The following is a 15,739-nucleotide window of genomic DNA, read 5'->3' on the forward strand; positions in this document are numbered from 1 at the left end:
ACACAGACTTTTTGATAATGGCTATTTCTTACTTCATCCAGGAATGAACTAACCCGGTTGTATTGTTGGGTAAGTGATTCTCCACCGGGAGCAGGAATGTGGAGCCAATCGGCAAACCAGTTTTCCGCACGTGGGTCAGCTGACAATTCTTCCCATGATTTCATTTCCCATTCACCAAAACTGATTTCTTTTATCCGTTCTTCTTTAGTTGCATCCGGATAGCCACAAAAGGAAGCCAAGCGGATACAGCGGCTAAGTGGGCTGGACCATACTTTTTCGAATACTAGATTGGTAAGATTTTGTTTTACTTTTTCAGCTTCTTCTTCGAATGTAGCTCGTAATGGAACATCGGTTTGTCCGTAGGCATAACCTGCGGGAATATCAACGGATGTATGTCTTATAAGATAGATTTCCATATTGTTCTGTTTATATTAGTGTATAAATAATGGTTATGCTTAGATAAAAACTTAATTCGCATAAAAGGAAAGTCGCTCCACAACAATCTCCTGTATAACCTTGTATTTTTTTTTTCATTAAAAATGTCAACATATAAAAGACTATGATGGGGAGGATGGTGGCTAAAAAATAGATGGGTTTCGGAAGCCAGAATATGGGAAGAAGTGTAGTGAAAAGGCAAAATAGATATTCACTGGTTGTCATTCTGTTATAAACTGTTTTGTTTTTGGCTTCCTCTTCTTTCCGTGCGTAAGGTAGCCGGTTTATAATCATGGCAGATACACCTTTGGAAAAAGGATCGCCGGCTAGTATTGCGCTTCCCGCTAATGCTATCGGCAGGCAACTCAATAGTGTGTATAGCAGACCAAAATAAAAGATTAATCCGATGACTCCATAGCTTCCGATATGTGAATCCTTCATGATTGCTAAAATTCGTTCTTTTGAAGTTCCTCCTCCGAAGCCATCAAAAAAATCAGCTAATCCATCTTCATGTAAGCATCCCGTTATCAATAAACGGGTAATAACAGCAAGCAAGATTGCTATGTTTGCCGGCAGTATAAGGGAACTTGCATATAAAACAAGGACAGAGATGCCAGCAGTGAACCATCCGACTAAAGCCCAACGACTGACAATATTCTTAAAATATTCGGAAGGGACTTCCGTTAATCGCCAAAAAGGCAACCGAGTAAAGAATATAAAGGCTGCAAGGATGTGAAGCATAATAATTAATATTGAGGTTGACTATCGAAAAAATAGGGTATAGAACCTGAAATTTTTTTTAAAAATATTTAGTGACTGCCGCTTGCTGAAAGTTATGCATTTCGTTAATCATATTAACAGCCGACACAACAATCGGATAAGCGCAAACGGCACCTGAACCTTCTCCTAATCGAAGGCCCAGATTTAATAATGGTTTTGCTTGCAAATAATCTAGTATGCGTTTATGACCGGCCTCGTCGCCACAATGGCCGAAAATACAGTATGGGAGCATTTTCGGATAAAGACGGGATGCGGCTAAAACACAATTTGTCATAATAAATCCATCGACTAATATAATCATTTTTAATTCTGCAGCCCGAAGCATTCCCCCGACAGCCATTACCATTTCGTAACCTCCGAAATAGCGCATTACATCTAATGTGCTTTTATCTCCAGGATAGTTTTCAAGTGCTTTTTTTAAAACGTTATACTTATGTTTTACTCCTTCGTTATCAAGACCGCTTCCGGCGCCTACGCAATCAATTAAAGAAATGTTGCTTAGGCAAGTCATCCACATGCTGGAAGCTGCCGTATTTCCGATACCCATTTCTCCAAAGCTGATAATATTACAACCTTCATTATAGCAATCTGTGACTATATCGGCCCCATATTGGATAGCTTGTTCCATTTCATTCTGTGTCATAGCGGCTTCATAGAGGAAATTACGGGTTCCTTTTCTTATTTTCCGATTGATGAGTTGTGAAATGGAAGGAAAGTCGAAGTCAACTCCCCCATCAACAATTTTTATTTTGAAACCGTGTTGACGGGCAAGAAAGCAAACTCCAGCTCCTCCATTCAGGAAATTGTGTATGACCTGACGGGTTACTTCTTTAGGGGATTTGCTAACGCCTTCGTCTGCTATACCATGATCGGATGCGTAAATTACGTTTGTCGGCTGATGCAATGAAGGAGACAAGCTCTGTTGAATAAGTCCTATTTGGAGAGCTATTTTCTCCAGCATACCAAGAGATCCTTTCGGTTTAGTCAGGTTATCTATCTTATCCATTAAAGCTGTGGTTATAGCTGTATCTGGTTCGTGAATAGTAAATGAAATCATTGTATAATGTTTTATTATTTTATTTTCATGGGAATACCGCTGACCATAAATATTACATCATTTGCTTTTTGTGCTATGTATTGATTAAGCCAACCTTGCAAATCGGTAAATTTACGTTGTATAGAATCGGAAGATACTCCTCCTAAGCCGATTTCGTTTGTAACGAAAATCAAATAGGCTTCCTGCTCTGTTAATTTATTAAATTCGTTTTTCAGTTCAGTTAATGAAAAATCAACATTACTTTCATTATCGAAGAAGAAATTTGTTCCCCATAATGTTACACAGTCTATTACTACCACTTGCCCGGTCAAATCGTGGTGACTCAAATATTTTTCTTCTTCGATATTGGTCCATTCCGGCCCCCGGTCTGCTTGATGACGTAATACGCGTTGTCTGAATTCTTCATCCCAAACACGTGATGTAGCCAGGTAAACCGGATTAGGGGTTAAAGACAGAGCCAGCTCTTGCGCATATCTGCTTTTACCGGAACGTTGTCCCCCGGTGACCAAAACTACATGTTTTCGTATCATTCTTCTCCTCCTTTATATTTATTGCGCGTTCGTTTGGTTTTATTTATCGGATTATTTTTGCTCGTTTTTCGTAAACTTGCCGACTTGGGTGAGGCAGCCAAGCGTTGGGCAACGGCAGAACGGCCGAGTGATTTCCCGAATTTCGGCTGTAGAGCTTCTTTTATGGCTTGTGGACTTGTAAAACCTTTTTTTGTCTCTTTTGTCGTTTTTTCTCCTTCTTGAGCTGCTTTACGGGCAGCAGCATATTTATTGTATTTTATATATTTACCGGGGCGTAGCTCTTTCTTTTTCCTGGAAATGGCATCTCCGGAAGTTTTTTCTTCCGGCTTTTGGGAAGAAACTTTCTTTTCGGAACTTTTTTTCTTAAATTCGTTTTTTTCTTCTTTCTTCTGGTTTCCGAATACTAACCCCTGTGTTTTACCGGCAGCAACGCGTACATGTTCGGCTGTATGTTTACCTACTTGTACTTTAATATCATCTAGCATGACGATATCATTTTCCGAAACTTTTTGCCCAATATGAGGCAGTTGGCCGTTTACAGTAACACGACCTGTTTCGATAAACTTGTCCGCTTCTCTGCGTGAACAAAGTCCGGAGTCACTGATGAGTTTATTCAATCTTATTTCCATTTTGTACAATTGTTTTAATGTATGAATATTGATAATAAACAAACAAGAAGGCCCATGGCAAGTTCTGTATTACTGTTTATTTTAATAGCTGTTATCATATCTTCAGTAGTGAAAATCCGTTCATTTGTTCCGATGTAAGGTTTTTCTACTGGTTTTCCGAAATAATCGTGTGTGCCTCCGAAACGACAATCCAGAATAGCAGCCAAGGCCGCTTCCGGATAGCCGGAGTTCGGACTGGCATGTTCAGGACCGAAATGTTTTACAAATTTCAATTTATCCAGATTTCCGGAAACAGCCAGCATCATCCAAGCGGTTAACCGTGCCGGAATATAATTTGCTAAATCGTCTATTCTGGCAGCTATTTGTCCAAATTCAAGGTAACGGTCGTTTTTATATCCAATCATAGAATCCAGAGTGTTTATCATTTTGTAAGCCATCATACCCGGTAGTCCCAGCAAAACAAACCAGAACATGGGAGCAATGACGCCATCGCTTAAATTCTCTGCCAGGGTTTCTAAAGCCGCAGCCCGGATTTCCTGTGGAGAGAGATGGGAAGTATCACGTCCGACAATACGTCCGACTTGTTTACGTCCTTCTTCTGTACTGTGCTCTACTGCTTTGAAAACGGCTTTGACCTCTTTTATTAGTGTTTTTCCAGCTAAACAATAGAAAACGCCGATACCGAGAAGAACAGCGTATAGGTTAGGATGGAGCATATTGGCCCAAAGAAGTATGTTCTGGCAAATCAGATAAACACCCACAACAAGTATAATGGCAAATAAAGCTCCTTTTACAGCACGATTGTTTCCTGAATTCAATTTTTTTTCTCCGCAAGAAATGATTTTGCCGAACGCGATTATCGGGTGAGGCCCACCTTCCGGGTCACCAAGCAGGCGATCCGCCAGCCATCCGCCTAAAAACGGAATAGCTTTTATCATATAAACAGATTGATTGAACCAATACATAATAAGTGCAAAGGTAAAATATAATTTTAGTAATTGTTCCTGTTTTTTGTTTTGTAAATTCATATAAATATATACCTTTGCTTTATGCTTAGGATTATAACACATATTGAACGTTTGCTTTTGGTGCATGATTGTGTGATTGTACCGAAGTTGGGAGGTTTTGTTTTGCAATCTGTTCCTGCTTTTTACGGGGTAGAAGAACATATGTTTCGTCCACAGCGGAAAGAGATAAGTTTTAATGTGACTTTACAGCATAGTGACGGTCTTTTGGCAGAATCATACATGCAAATGTATGATATAAACTATCGGCAAGCTCAATTAATGTTGGACGAGGATACGGAAGACATGAAGAACTCCTTGCAACAGTACAAGAAGCTTTCAATGGGGGTATTGGGTTCGTTCAGTATTGGTGACGAAGGTCAATTGGTTTTTCATCCGGGAGAAACAAATCTATTTAGTATAGATTCTTATGGTTTATCTACATTCCATTTCCCGCAATTAGTTTCTTTGCAGGCCGAGAAAGAAGAAGTTGTGCTTCTTACAAAGCAAAAAGATACACTTTATATTCCTATAAGTCGTAAATTGATTCGTTCGGTGGTTGCTTCTGCTGCAGCTGTAACGTTGTTTTTGGTTGTATCTACTCCGGTTAAGGATGTGAGACAAGATGCTTACACTGCTAGTTTCGTTCCTACGGAAATGGTTTCCAATAAAATGATTATTGCGTCATCTCAGGTTTCGGAACAGAATGTTTCGACAATTTCCATGGAACAGGATAAATCGATTGATTTTTCAGAACTAAAGGAAGATGCTTCAGAAAAAGTGGCGGCAACTTCGGCTTCGGTAACACAAAAGCCGGAAGTTCTTTCCGAACCGGTAACAATGAAGAGTAATCCGAAAATGTATCATATTATAATTGCAAGTTTCCCTTCTGAAAAACAAGCTGATGAGTATATTTCCAGTGTTGATGTAAGTGAGTGCAAACATGTTAGTAAAATTGTTCGTGACGGTAAATATCGTATTTACGCTGATAAGTTTGATAATCGTGAACAGGCTGAAGCTTATATGACAACTCTTCGAGCCAATCCTAAATATAAGGATGCTTGGTTGTTTGCTAGCCGATAAATAGCAACATTTTAAATAAGTGATAAATATATTCTAAAAAATCCTTCGGATGAAATTTATTTTCAACCGAAGGATTTTTAAAAAACGTCCAGGCAGGTTTTTAGTTATATAGTTTTCTACTCTTTTTCTTCATTTGGTTTCGATTTCCTCTTTGTCTTGAGGCGGCCTGCTTTTCGTAAAGCTTGGTCCAGGATATACTGTATCTGACCGTTAGTACTGCGAAATTCATCGGCAGCCCAAGCTTCAATAGCTTCCATCATTTCTGCATCGATACGCAGAATGAAATTTTTGGTCGCGTTTCCATTTTCCTTTTTGGCCATATTATAGTATTAATATTAAATTATTGATATAACGTACCGGTATTAACTACCGGTTGTGCAGATTCATCGGCACAAAGAACAACAAGTAAGTTGCTGACCATAGCTGCTTTTCGTTCTTCATCCAGTTCGACAACATTCTCTTTTTGTAATTTTTCTAAAGCCAGATGAACCATGCTGACGGCACCCTCTACGATACGTTCACGAGCTGAAATGATAGCATCGGCTTGTTGGCGACGCAACATCACACTGGCAATTTCGGAAGCATAAGCCAGATAGTTAATACGAGCTTCAACGATTTCGATGCCGGCAATTGCCAAACGGCTGTTCAGCTCTTCCTCCAAACGTTTGGTCACTTCTCCGCTTTCATCGGAGCGAAGGGTTACTTTGTCTGTTGTTTCATTTGTATCGTAGGCATACATTCCGGCAACTTGACGCAAGGCGGCATCGCTCTGTATTTTGACAAAATCTCTGACATTCCCCGAAATATCAAAACTGGCTTTATAGGTGTCTTTTACTCTCCATACCACAACTGCACCAATCATAACCGGATTTCCAACTTTATCGTTTACTTTGATTGGTTCTATATCCAGATTTAATATGCGCAAAGTTACCTTAGCTTTTAAATATAAAGGGTTTACCCAATAAAATCCGTTTTTTAGAATGGTTCCGGCATATCTGCCGAAAAAAGTCAAAACACGTGAGTTGTTTGGTTCTATAATCATAAAACCCGGAAACATAAAAACTATACAGAATATGCAAATTACTCCCAAGATAATGCTCCATACTTTCGAGAGCAGTATAGTAAAAACTGCTAAAACCGCAAAAAGGAGAATAATCAACAAGGCTTGAAACCCTGTAAGTTTTATACCACTAAAAGATTTTTCTTGTGCTTCCATAATGATTTGTATTTGATATTATTTTGATATTACAAAGTAAGATATAAATTCTTAATTCACCAAATATTTTATATACTTTTTATAATGTGGATGTATAAAATATTCTATAGCTTTGTCTACTCAAATTTTATACGATTGGAATTTAAGTTAGACACGAACAATAAAGAGTTTCAGGATGCCTTGCAGTTGATTACTCATACGCGCCAGTCTGTTTTCTTAACAGGGAAAGCAGGGACGGGCAAATCTACTTTTCTGAAATATATTTGCAACCATACGAAAAAGAAGCATGTGGTTTTGGCTCCGACAGGTATTGCGGCTATTAATGCAGAAGGAGTTACCTTACATTCTTTCTTTAAACTTCCTTTCCGTCCGATGTTGCCGGATGACCCTGATTTGAGTTTGAAGAGTGGACGTATTTTTGAGTTCTTTAAGTATAAAAAGGAGCATAGAAAGTTGATTTCAGAAGTCGAACTGATTATTATTGATGAGATTTCGATGGTACGGGCTGATATTATCGATTGTGTCGATCGGATTTTACGTGTTTTTTCCGGAAATATGCGTTTGCCGTTTGGAGGAAAGCAACTGCTTTTTGTCGGAGATGTTTTTCAGTTGGAACCGGTGGTCCCTTCGGATCAGAAAGAGATATTGAGCCTATTTTATGCCAGCCCGTATTTCTTTTCAGCTCGTGTATTCAAGGAGATAAATTTAGTCCCGATTGAACTGCAGAAAGTGTATAGGCAAACAGATCCTGTATTTATTAATATTCTGGACCGTATTCGTGGTAATGCTGCCCGGAAGCAGGAATTAGAAATATTGAATGCGCGCTATTTTCCCGATTTTGTCCCCCGGAATGAGGATATGTATATTACACTGGCTACTCGTCGTGATCAGGTGGACTTCATTAATGAGCGAAAATTAGCAGAATTGCCGGGAGAAGAATTTGTTTCAAAAGGTAAAGTTGAAGGAGATTTTCCTGAAGCATCTTTACCGACACAACTGAATTTGTCTATCAAGGAGCAGGCGCAAGTGATTTTTATTGATAACGATTATGAACGTCGTTGGGTAAATGGGACAATCGGCATGATATCAGGTATTGATGAAAACGGAAATGTATTTGTTTTGCTTGAAGACGGAAGGGAATATTTGGTAGAGCCTACCTCCTGGCGTAATTATAAATATAAATACAATGAAAAGGAAAAGCGAGTTGAGGAAGAAATAGTCGGGACATTTGAACAACTGCCAATTCGTCTTGCTTGGGCTATAACAGTCCATAAAAGTCAGGGATTGACATTTAATCGGGTGGTGGTGGATTTGACGGGAGGTGTTTTTGCCGGAGGACAAACGTATGTTGCTCTGAGTCGTTGCACCTCGTTGGAAGGGCTTGTTTTAAAAAATAAAGTCTCTTCGCATGATATATTTGTCAGAAAGGAGATTGTGGAGTTTAGCCAGATATTTAATGACCAACAATTAATAGAAAAAAGTTTACGTGAAAGTGAAGCGGAACTTTTATATGCCCGAGCCGTACATGATTTTAATGCAGGGAATATAAAAGATGCGGTTGAATCTTTTGCTGCTGCAATAAACAAAAGGAATGAACTGGATAAACCGGAAGTGCAACGATTACTTCGAATGAAACTGCAAAGCCTTAATACTCAACGGGCGCAAATTAAGAAACTCCGTGAGGAAATACATGCACAGCGAGAAATTCAAAAAGAATATGCACATGAATATTATCTGATGGGAAACGAATGTATCACAAAAGCTCATGATCCGAATGCTGCTATCCGTTCGTTTGATAAGGCGTTAAAATTGTATCCTGATTTTGTGGATGCTTGGGTACGGAAAGGAGTCACTTTGTTGGATTTGGGTGATAATTTTGAGGCTGTTGTTTGTTTGAATGAAGCGGTTCGTTTAAATCCCCAATCTTTTAAATCCCGATATAATCGTGGAAAATGTTATTTGCAGTTAAAATATTATGATGAGGCTGTTTCGGACTTTATGAAAGCCGTCGATATTAAACCAAAACATGCTGCGGCCCATGAATATCTTGCAGAGGCATTTCGTCAGACAGGTGAGGAAGAGTTAGCCCGGCAGCATCAGGATATTGCCGACCAACTTAGGGAAGATAGAGAAAATTGAAAAAATTCATAGAATTCAATCATATTTGTAATGGTTGGGTAATCTGAAATATCTATATTTGCATCGTTCTGAAAAAATGTTTTGATTTTTATTAATTTAAACTTATCTGGTATGGGGAAACGTTATTGGTTTGTTTTTGTATTATTGTGTATTGTTTTTTCGTTAAATGCCCAGGTGACAACATCAGGCATTAGCGGTAAAGTTGTTGCTGACGGGGAACCGTTGATTGGTGCAACAGTTCTGGCTGTCCATGAACCTTCGGGTTCTCTTTATGGGACAACAACGAATGTTGACGGGCGTTATAGCTTGCAGGGAATGCGTACAGGCGGACCCTATACGGTGGAAATATCCTATGTCGGATTTCATAAAGCCGTATTCAAGAATATTACTTTGCAGTTAGGTGAGACCTATTTGTTGGATGCCACTTTGAAAGAGTCAGGGGAACTGGAAGAAATAGTGGTGACAGCTTCTAAAAGTGCGATTTTTAATTCACAGAAAACAGGAGCAGCCCAGAATTTTAATCAAGCTCAAATTCTTTCTACGCCAACTGTTAACCGTAGTCTTTTTGATATTACCAAAATGAATCCGATGGGAGTCAATACCAGTAGCGGAATGTCATTTGCCGGAGCGAGTAATAAGTATAACTCTTTCCAGATTGATGGAACACCAAATAACGATGTGTTTGGTCTTTCCGCCAGTGGTACTAACGGAGGTCAGGCGAATGCGAATCCTATTTCGTTGGATGCTATTGAGGAGATACAGGTTGTGATAGCTCCTTTCGATGTCCGGCAGAGCGGTTTTACAGGTGGTGGCATTAATGCTGTTACTAAATCCGGGACAAATACTTTTCAAGGATCGGTTTATGGTTATTACAATAATGAAAAATTTTATGGTAAGACACCGGGAGATGTGAAACCACGTACACGCTTGAACGACCAATCAATTGAAACATACGGAGTTGCTTTAGGAGGTCCGATTATCAAAAATAAATTGTTCTTTTTTACGAACTTCGAACGAACCAAAGAGACATTTCCGACTACCAATAATATCGGGACAGCGGAATCCAAATTAGATAAGGAAGAAGTAGACAAAGTTATTCAGAAAGTTTCTCAATTGGCGAATGGATATAATGCCGGTGGTTATGGTTTAACGGATGTGGATACATATTCAAATAAGTTTCTGGCACGTATAGATTGGAATATCAACCAGAAAAATAAATTCACAATGCGTTACAGCCTGTTGGATGCACGTAGCATGAATTTCTCCTTACAACCAGCAGGAGGCCGTTTAAATGATAATGGTTACTATATGAATAACTCAACCCATTCACTTGTAGGAGAATTAAATTCGCAGTTTAAATCATCTTTGGCTAATGAATTACGCCTAGGATGGACACGTGTCCGTGACTATCGCGACCCGATAGGTCAGGCGCTGCCTTATATAAAGATTAATAATATGTCCGGCGGAACTTCGCTTGAACTGGGTACGGAAAGATTCTCAATGGCAAATGCCTTGGACCAGGATATTTTTACCTTGACGGATAATTTAACGTGGACTGTTGGTAATCATGCGGTTACCTTTGGTACTTACAATGAGTTTTTCAAGATGGCTAATCTCTATATTGCAAATGGATATGGTTCATATACATATAATTCATTGGACGATTTTTTGTCTATTGGAACTGCAGATGAAAAAGCACCGTTGTATTACGATTATTCAATCCCAAGAGTTGAAATTACAGGAACGAATCGCTGGAAACCTAAATTTGGCGCAGCTCAGTTAGGTTTTTATGCCCAAGATGAGTGGAGTGTTACAAATTTATTCCGTTTGACTTATGGTTTACGCGTGGATATTCCGGTCTTTTTCGATAAACCGATTGCGAATGAAGATTTTAATTCATCTTCGGTGGCTCAAGAATATGGCGTGACTAACAATCAGATGGCCTCTTCAAAAGTATTATGGTCGCCTCGTGTAGGCTTCCGTTGGAACTTGGATGAGGAACGTCTTACTTTATTACGTGGTGGTGTGGGAATATTTACCGGACGTGTGCCTTTTGTTTGGATTTCAAACAGCTTCTCGAATACCGGTGTGGAAATGAGCAGGACTTCGTTAAGGTATCCGCAAGTAAGTGCTGATGGTTTCCATTTTAACATAGACCCTTCCAAACAGTATCAATCGGCCGGAACATCAGAAGTGAACCTTCTTGATAAAGATTTCAAATTCCCTTCCGTATTCCGCGCAAATTTAGCTTTGGAACATACATTTCCTTATGATATCCGAGCAAGTATAGAAGGTCTATATTCTAAGACATTGAATAATATATGGTATCAGAATCTGAATTACAAGCAGAGTGGAACATTGAATAATGGTGGAGATAACCGTCCGGTCTATTCAAAAGTGGATAATAATTTTACACAGATTATGCTTCTAACCAATACAAGCAAAGGATATACTTATAACCTGACTGCTAAGTTGGAAAAAGATTTTGATTTCGGTCTGAATGTCATGGCTGCTTATACATACGGACAGGCAAAATCTCTGACTGACGGAAATTCTTCTCAGGCATATTCCGGTTGGAAATACAATGCGGTTTATTATGGCGATACAAAGCCGGAACTGAGTTGGTCTATGTTCGATGTACGCAACCGTATCGTGGCTTCCGTTTCTTACACAAAAGAATATGCAAAGCATTTCGCAACAACAGTAAGTTTATTCTATAACGGACAGACCGGAGGACGTTATTCATTGATGTACAGCAATGATTTGAATGGTGATGGAGCTTCCAATGATTTGCTTTATATCCCGACGGATGCAGAACGGGCTAATATGGTCTTTACTGATTACTACAGTAATGATAAGCTAATTGCCACTGCCGACCAGCAGAAAGAAGCGTTTGCCAACTGGATTGATTCGAACGATGAGCTTCGTAAGACAAAAGGCGACCATTTAAAAAGAAATCAAATGTTGATGCCTTTCGAACACCATTTTGATTTTCATATTGCACAAAACTTCTTTATGAATGTGGCTGGCCGCCGGCATACTCTACAAGTGAATTTTGACATACTGAATGTCGGAAACTTGTTCAATAAAAATTGGGGATTATATCATCAAACAACAACCGGGTATGATTTGACACCGCTGACCTTGAAAGGTTCCGGGGAAAATATGACTTATCAGTTTATTGATCCGGGAAAAATGGTTACAAATACATCATTAGCTTCCCGTTGGCATGCTCAAGTAGGTTTACGCTATATTTTCTGATAAATTTTCTTTACAAATGGAATATGACATTATATGGAAGAGGTTCACTATCTTTGTGAACCTCTTTCTTTATATAGATGAATATGAAAAAGTTTTCAATTATACTGGTAAGTATTCTTTTAATATTATCAGCTTGCATGTCCGGTTGTGTCGGGCCAAAGCAACATGAACATTATGTGGTAGTCTTGTCGATGGATGGTTTTCGTTCGGATTATCCCGACAAAGCCAATACACCGACATTGGATTCATTGGCAAATGTCGGTATAAAAGCAAAGTTTCGTCCCTCCTTTCCAAGTGTAACTTTCCCCAACCATTACAGTATGGCGACCGGTCTGTATCCTGACCATCATGGTCTGGTAAATAATTTCTTTTATGCCCCCGACCTGGATAGTATCTATTTAATGGGAAAACCGAATCCTGCTTTTTTCGGAGGAGAACCTATCTGGAATACGGCAGAAAAACAGGGTGTCCGCACAGCTTCCTTCTATTGGGTAGGAAGCGAATATCCGGTGCAAGGCCGTCAACCTTCTATCTGGAAGCCATTTGATAAATCTGTGCCTTTTTCAAGTCGGGGAGATTCCGTGATTGCATGGTTGCAATTGCCGGAAAAAGTGCGTCCGCATCTGATTATGTGGTATATGGAAGAACCGGATGCTATCGGACATGCCTATGGCCCGGAGTCTACGGAAACGTTGAAAAAAGTGGAAGAGTTGGATAGCATTGTCGGTCGCTTCTTTTCAAAGGCTCGTAAACTGGATATCTTTGATAAGATTGATTTTATCGTTTTATCCGATCACGGAATGGCAACTTGTGTGCCGGAAAAGTTTGTGAATTTAAACGACTATCTGCCTCGTGACAGCTTCGATTACGTTTTCGACGGTGTACCGGCTTTACTCTACCCGAAGCCTTCATACACAGATAGCGCCTATGCCATATTGAAACGTGTACCGAACATAACTGTTTGGAAAAAGAATGAAATACCGGAAAAGTATGTATATGGGAAAAATCCGCGTATAGGTGAACTGTTTATATTGCCGGATGTGGGTTCTTATGTCCTTTTCCGTCCTGATACAAGATTGAAATTAGCAGCGAATCATGGATATGATAATTTTGCACCGGAAATGGAAGCAATCTTCTATGCTACCGGTCCTTCATTCAAGCAACATGCGGAGTTGCCGGTTATGCCGAATGTGAATTTATATTTGATTATTGCCCGCTTGTTAAATTTGCAGCCGGCCCCGAATGATGGAGATAGTACGATTGTAGAGCAGTTGTTCAGAGAAAAATAAGCAATATAGAAAGAATATATCATGAAAATAGTCATTTACATTGTTCTTGCTTGCCTGTGGATTATGCCGGGTAAAGCTTCCGACAAAGCCATAAAGCAGTATGATTCTTATAAAGGCTTGATAATGGCCGGTTATCAGGGATGGTTTAATGCTCCGGATGATGGTGCCGGAAGGGGATGGTATCATTATCGGGGAAAAGACGGATTTAAGCCAGGTTCATGTAGTGTGGATTTTTGGCCGGATGTCTCCGAATATGCGAAAACGTATAAAACAGAATTTGCATTTGCCGACGGGACACCGGCTTATGTTTTCAGTTCGAATGACGAATCTACTGTAGATGTGCACTTCCGTTGGATGAAAGAATATGGACTGGATGGCGTTTTTATGCAACGATTTGTGGGGGAAGTAAAGAATCCTTCCGGAAAACTTCATTTTAATAAGGTTCTCTCGTCGGCCATGAAAGCGGCTCGAAAATATGAACGGGCAATATGCGTTATGTATGACTTTAGCGGAATGCATCCCGGTGATGAGGAAGTTGTTTTGAAAGACATAGACGAGCTGTCCGCAATGTATGATATGGCAGCCCGTAAACAGAATCCTACTTATTTGCATCATAACGGGAAACCGCTGGTCGTTTTGTGGGGTGTCGGTTTCAACGACAATCGGGCATACGGATTAAAGGAAGTGGAAATTGTTATGGACGGATTAAAAAGTAGAGGCTTTAGCATTATGCTCGGAGTTCCTACTTTTTGGCGTACGTTGGAAAAAGATACGGAGCCGGATTCCGGACTTCACCGATTAATAAGAAAGAGTGATATTGTTATGCCTTGGTTGGTAGGGCGATACGACGAAGCAGGTTATCCTCCATTCAAAGAGGAAATAATACAAGATATGGCTTGGTGTAAAAAGAATGGTGTAGATTATGTCCCACTTGCTTTTCCCGGCTTTTCCTGGCGCAACCTGAAAGGAGAAAACACAACACAAATTTTACGGAATAGAGGCTCTTTTCTCTGGAAACAATTGTCCGGAGCCATTGAGGTCGGGGCTGAAATGTTATATATTGCCATGTTTGATGAAATAGACGAAGGGACGGCAATTTTTAAATGTGCAACCAAAGTTCCTGTAGGAGCCAGTACGTTTGTCCCGATTGAAGAAGGATTGAAGAGCGATTATTACTTATGGTTAGTAGGCGAGGCCGGTCGTATGCTGAGAAAGGAAAAAACATTGAAAAAGGAATTACCTGAAAGATAAGCTCTATTGTCACTTTAGAAACTGCCTGTCATCCGGACGGACCAGTCATTTCTAAAGTGGCAATAAATACTAATTTCAAAGGGTCATACGTGCTGAAAAGTTGTAATAACAACTTAGTAATTGAAATTCATCCCCGGAGCAAAAGCCAGCTGGCTACTGCTGCTTTTAATTTCTATTTTGTTCTCCCTTGCCAACCATCCGATAGCTGACCATAAATCAGGTTCTGTTAAGGATGACGCTGTTTTCAACTCTTCAAAACTCCAACACCTACCATCTAACAATAAGTTGCAGATGGCCCCGGCATTTAAACCAATCGTTCCTTTCGTCATGATAACTATGTTTTATGTTTATGGTATAAGTATAAATAAAACAGATTTGGTGGTCGAATTGATATAAAGGCAGGTGCATTTTTATGCTGTTTTAAAAGAAGCGGCGTCCTTTTTAACCCTTTTTTCTAAATCAGGAAGCATCGCTTCGTCGGCTTAACCCGAACGTTATGCCTATACGGCCCGTTTGAAGGATTGCAAGATAGGTATCAGCATGACGGAAAGCGGGAATCCCAAAGACAATGCAGTAGCCGAACGGGTGAATAACACCATAAAGAACGAGTTGCTCAAAGGCATGGAGTTCTACCGGATCTTCGATGTAGAGGCTGCCGTCAAAGCTGCCGTGGAGTTCTATAATAATGAACGCCCTCACTGGAGCTTAGACGGTATGACGCCCTCACAGGCAGCGGGTTGCGAAGGAGAACTGAAGAAGAAATGGATCAGTTACCGTGAAATAGCCATAAAAAAGCAATGTGGGATACTCATGACCGGATAGGAGCTCTTCGGAGGCTTCGCGCCTCCGGCCGCATGGCAAACCACCGCGGTGGTTTTTTCATAATCTATTGGGGTAAATCTGTTATCTTGATTATTTTTGCAGCCAATCTGATCGGTCTGGTTAACCTCATTCATGGATAAGAGAGAAAAAGGTCAACCTTTATTATGTTTTAGTTTTAACCGAGTCAACCTGACTTATATATAAGACGGATAGTACTCAACGATAATCGTTAACATACAGCGT

At 39.8% G+C, this 15,739-nt stretch carries 15 protein-coding genes; 6 read left to right on the top strand and 9 right to left on the bottom strand.

The annotated features are described in order from the left end of the window. The 6 genes from cobC to cbiB form a co-directional block, all read right to left on the bottom strand. On the bottom strand, positions 1–416 hold a 416-nt coding region (gene cobC, locus DW103_RS15030), incomplete at its 3' end, for an alpha-ribazole phosphatase family protein (RefSeq protein WP_122277592.1). A gap of 10 nt (positions 417–426) precedes the next feature. Continuing rightward, positions 427–1,176, bottom strand: coding sequence for an adenosylcobinamide-GDP ribazoletransferase (locus tag DW103_RS15035; RefSeq protein WP_122277594.1), 750 nt, complete (start codon positions 1,174–1,176; stop codon positions 427–429). 58 nt (positions 1,177–1,234) lie between these two features. Next, positions 1,235–2,272 carry a nicotinate-nucleotide--dimethylbenzimidazole phosphoribosyltransferase gene (gene cobT / locus DW103_RS15040; RefSeq protein ID WP_122277596.1) on the bottom strand — a complete coding sequence of 346 codons (1,038 nt, stop codon included), beginning with the start codon at positions 2,270–2,272 and terminating at the stop codon, positions 1,235–1,237. Between the two features lie 14 nt (positions 2,273–2,286). Next, positions 2,287–2,802, bottom strand: coding sequence for a bifunctional adenosylcobinamide kinase/adenosylcobinamide-phosphate guanylyltransferase (locus DW103_RS15045; protein WP_122277598.1), 516 nt, complete (start codon positions 2,800–2,802; stop codon positions 2,287–2,289). After that, positions 2,799–3,431, bottom strand: coding sequence for a S4 domain-containing protein (locus tag DW103_RS15050; RefSeq protein WP_122277600.1), 633 nt, complete (start codon positions 3,429–3,431; stop codon positions 2,799–2,801). The genes DW103_RS15045 and DW103_RS15050 overlap by 4 nt, the downstream gene beginning before the upstream one ends. Before the next feature lie 14 nt (positions 3,432–3,445). Further along, a complete protein-coding gene (cbiB, locus tag DW103_RS15055) occupies positions 3,446–4,396 on the bottom strand; it encodes an adenosylcobinamide-phosphate synthase CbiB (RefSeq protein WP_122277658.1) in 951 nt (316 codons plus the stop codon). An 84-nt stretch (positions 4,397–4,480) separates the two neighbouring features. Here cbiB and DW103_RS15060 point away from each other — a divergent pair, with 84 nt between their 5' ends. After that, entirely contained in the window at positions 4,481–5,518 is a 1,038-nt protein-coding gene (locus DW103_RS15060; RefSeq protein WP_122277602.1) for an SPOR domain-containing protein, read from the top strand. A gap of 116 nt (positions 5,519–5,634) precedes the next feature. Here DW103_RS15060 and DW103_RS15065 read toward each other — a convergent pair whose 3' ends face one another. Further along, positions 5,635–5,838 (bottom strand): Arc family DNA-binding protein, encoded by a 204-nt coding sequence (locus tag DW103_RS15065; RefSeq protein WP_122277604.1) that lies wholly within the window; start codon positions 5,836–5,838, stop codon positions 5,635–5,637. Between the two features lie 20 nt (positions 5,839–5,858). After that, on the bottom strand, positions 5,859–6,734 hold the full coding sequence (locus tag DW103_RS15070; protein WP_122277606.1) for an SPFH domain-containing protein: 876 nt from the start codon (positions 6,732–6,734) through the stop codon (positions 5,859–5,861). A 135-nt stretch (positions 6,735–6,869) separates the two neighbouring features. Between DW103_RS15070 and DW103_RS15075 the strand changes: the two genes are divergently transcribed. The 4 genes from DW103_RS15075 (at position 6,870) to DW103_RS15090 (ending at position 14,674) form a co-directional block, all read left to right on the top strand. Then, the gene (locus DW103_RS15075; protein ID WP_122277660.1) at positions 6,870–8,873 is read left to right on the top strand and encodes a tetratricopeptide repeat protein; all 2,004 of its coding nucleotides are present in this window, start codon (positions 6,870–6,872) and stop codon (positions 8,871–8,873) included. Positions 8,874–8,984: 111 nt separating this feature from the next. Beyond that, positions 8,985–12,134, top strand: a complete 3,150-nt coding sequence (locus DW103_RS15080; RefSeq protein WP_122277608.1) for a carboxypeptidase regulatory-like domain-containing protein — start codon at positions 8,985–8,987, stop codon at positions 12,132–12,134. An 83-nt stretch (positions 12,135–12,217) separates the two neighbouring features. Continuing rightward, entirely contained in the window at positions 12,218–13,423 is a 1,206-nt protein-coding gene (locus DW103_RS15085; RefSeq protein WP_122277662.1) for an ectonucleotide pyrophosphatase/phosphodiesterase, read from the top strand. Between the two features lie 21 nt (positions 13,424–13,444). Next, on the top strand, positions 13,445–14,674 hold the full coding sequence (locus DW103_RS15090; protein WP_370453489.1) for a glycoside hydrolase family 71/99-like protein: 1,230 nt from the start codon (positions 13,445–13,447) through the stop codon (positions 14,672–14,674). 113 nt (positions 14,675–14,787) lie between these two features. Here the strand turns inward: DW103_RS15090 and DW103_RS15095 are convergent, their stop codons facing one another. After that, positions 14,788–15,003: a winged helix-turn-helix domain-containing protein gene (locus tag DW103_RS15095; protein ID WP_122277612.1), complete on the bottom strand. Its 216-nt coding sequence runs from the start codon at positions 15,001–15,003 to the stop codon at positions 14,788–14,790. Between the two features lie 184 nt (positions 15,004–15,187). Here DW103_RS15095 and DW103_RS15100 point away from each other — a divergent pair, with 184 nt between their 5' ends. Continuing rightward, positions 15,188–15,496: an integrase core domain-containing protein gene (locus DW103_RS15100; RefSeq protein ID WP_233545710.1), complete on the top strand. Its 309-nt coding sequence runs from the start codon at positions 15,188–15,190 to the stop codon at positions 15,494–15,496. The last annotated feature ends 243 nt before the right edge of the window (positions 15,497–15,739 follow it).

It is taken from the genome of Parabacteroides sp. AM08-6 (assembly GCF_003473295.1).
GTDB lineage: Bacteria > Bacteroidota > Bacteroidia > Bacteroidales > Tannerellaceae > Parabacteroides.

Bases quoted from the DNA above. Each gene is read 5' to 3' on its own strand.
- DW103_RS15045 (WP_122277598.1), bottom strand. From the start codon at position 2,802: ATGATACGAAAACATGTAGTTTTGGTCACCGGGGGACAACGTTCCGGT.
- DW103_RS15060 (WP_122277602.1), top strand. From the start codon at position 4,481: ATGCTTAGGATTATAACACATATTGAACGTTTGCTTTTGGTGCATGAT.
- cbiB (WP_122277658.1), bottom strand. From the start codon at position 4,396: ATGTATTGGTTCAATCAATCTGTTTATATGATAAAAGCTATTCCGTTT.
- DW103_RS15065 (WP_122277604.1), bottom strand. From the start codon at position 5,838: ATGGCCAAAAAGGAAAATGGAAACGCGACCAAAAATTTCATTCTGCGT.
- DW103_RS15035 (WP_122277594.1), bottom strand. From the start codon at position 1,176: ATGCTTCACATCCTTGCAGCCTTTATATTCTTTACTCGGTTGCCTTTT.
- cobT (WP_122277596.1), bottom strand. From the start codon at position 2,272: ATGATTTCATTTACTATTCACGAACCAGATACAGCTATAACCACAGCT.
- DW103_RS15090 (WP_370453489.1), top strand. From the start codon at position 13,445: ATGAAAATAGTCATTTACATTGTTCTTGCTTGCCTGTGGATTATGCCG.
- DW103_RS15095 (WP_122277612.1), bottom strand. From the start codon at position 15,003: ATGACGAAAGGAACGATTGGTTTAAATGCCGGGGCCATCTGCAACTTA.
- DW103_RS15070 (WP_122277606.1), bottom strand. From the start codon at position 6,734: ATGGAAGCACAAGAAAAATCTTTTAGTGGTATAAAACTTACAGGGTTT.
- DW103_RS15050 (WP_122277600.1), bottom strand. From the start codon at position 3,431: ATGGAAATAAGATTGAATAAACTCATCAGTGACTCCGGACTTTGTTCA.
- DW103_RS15085 (WP_122277662.1), top strand. From the start codon at position 12,218: ATGAAAAAGTTTTCAATTATACTGGTAAGTATTCTTTTAATATTATCA.
- DW103_RS15080 (WP_122277608.1), top strand. From the start codon at position 8,985: ATGGGGAAACGTTATTGGTTTGTTTTTGTATTATTGTGTATTGTTTTT.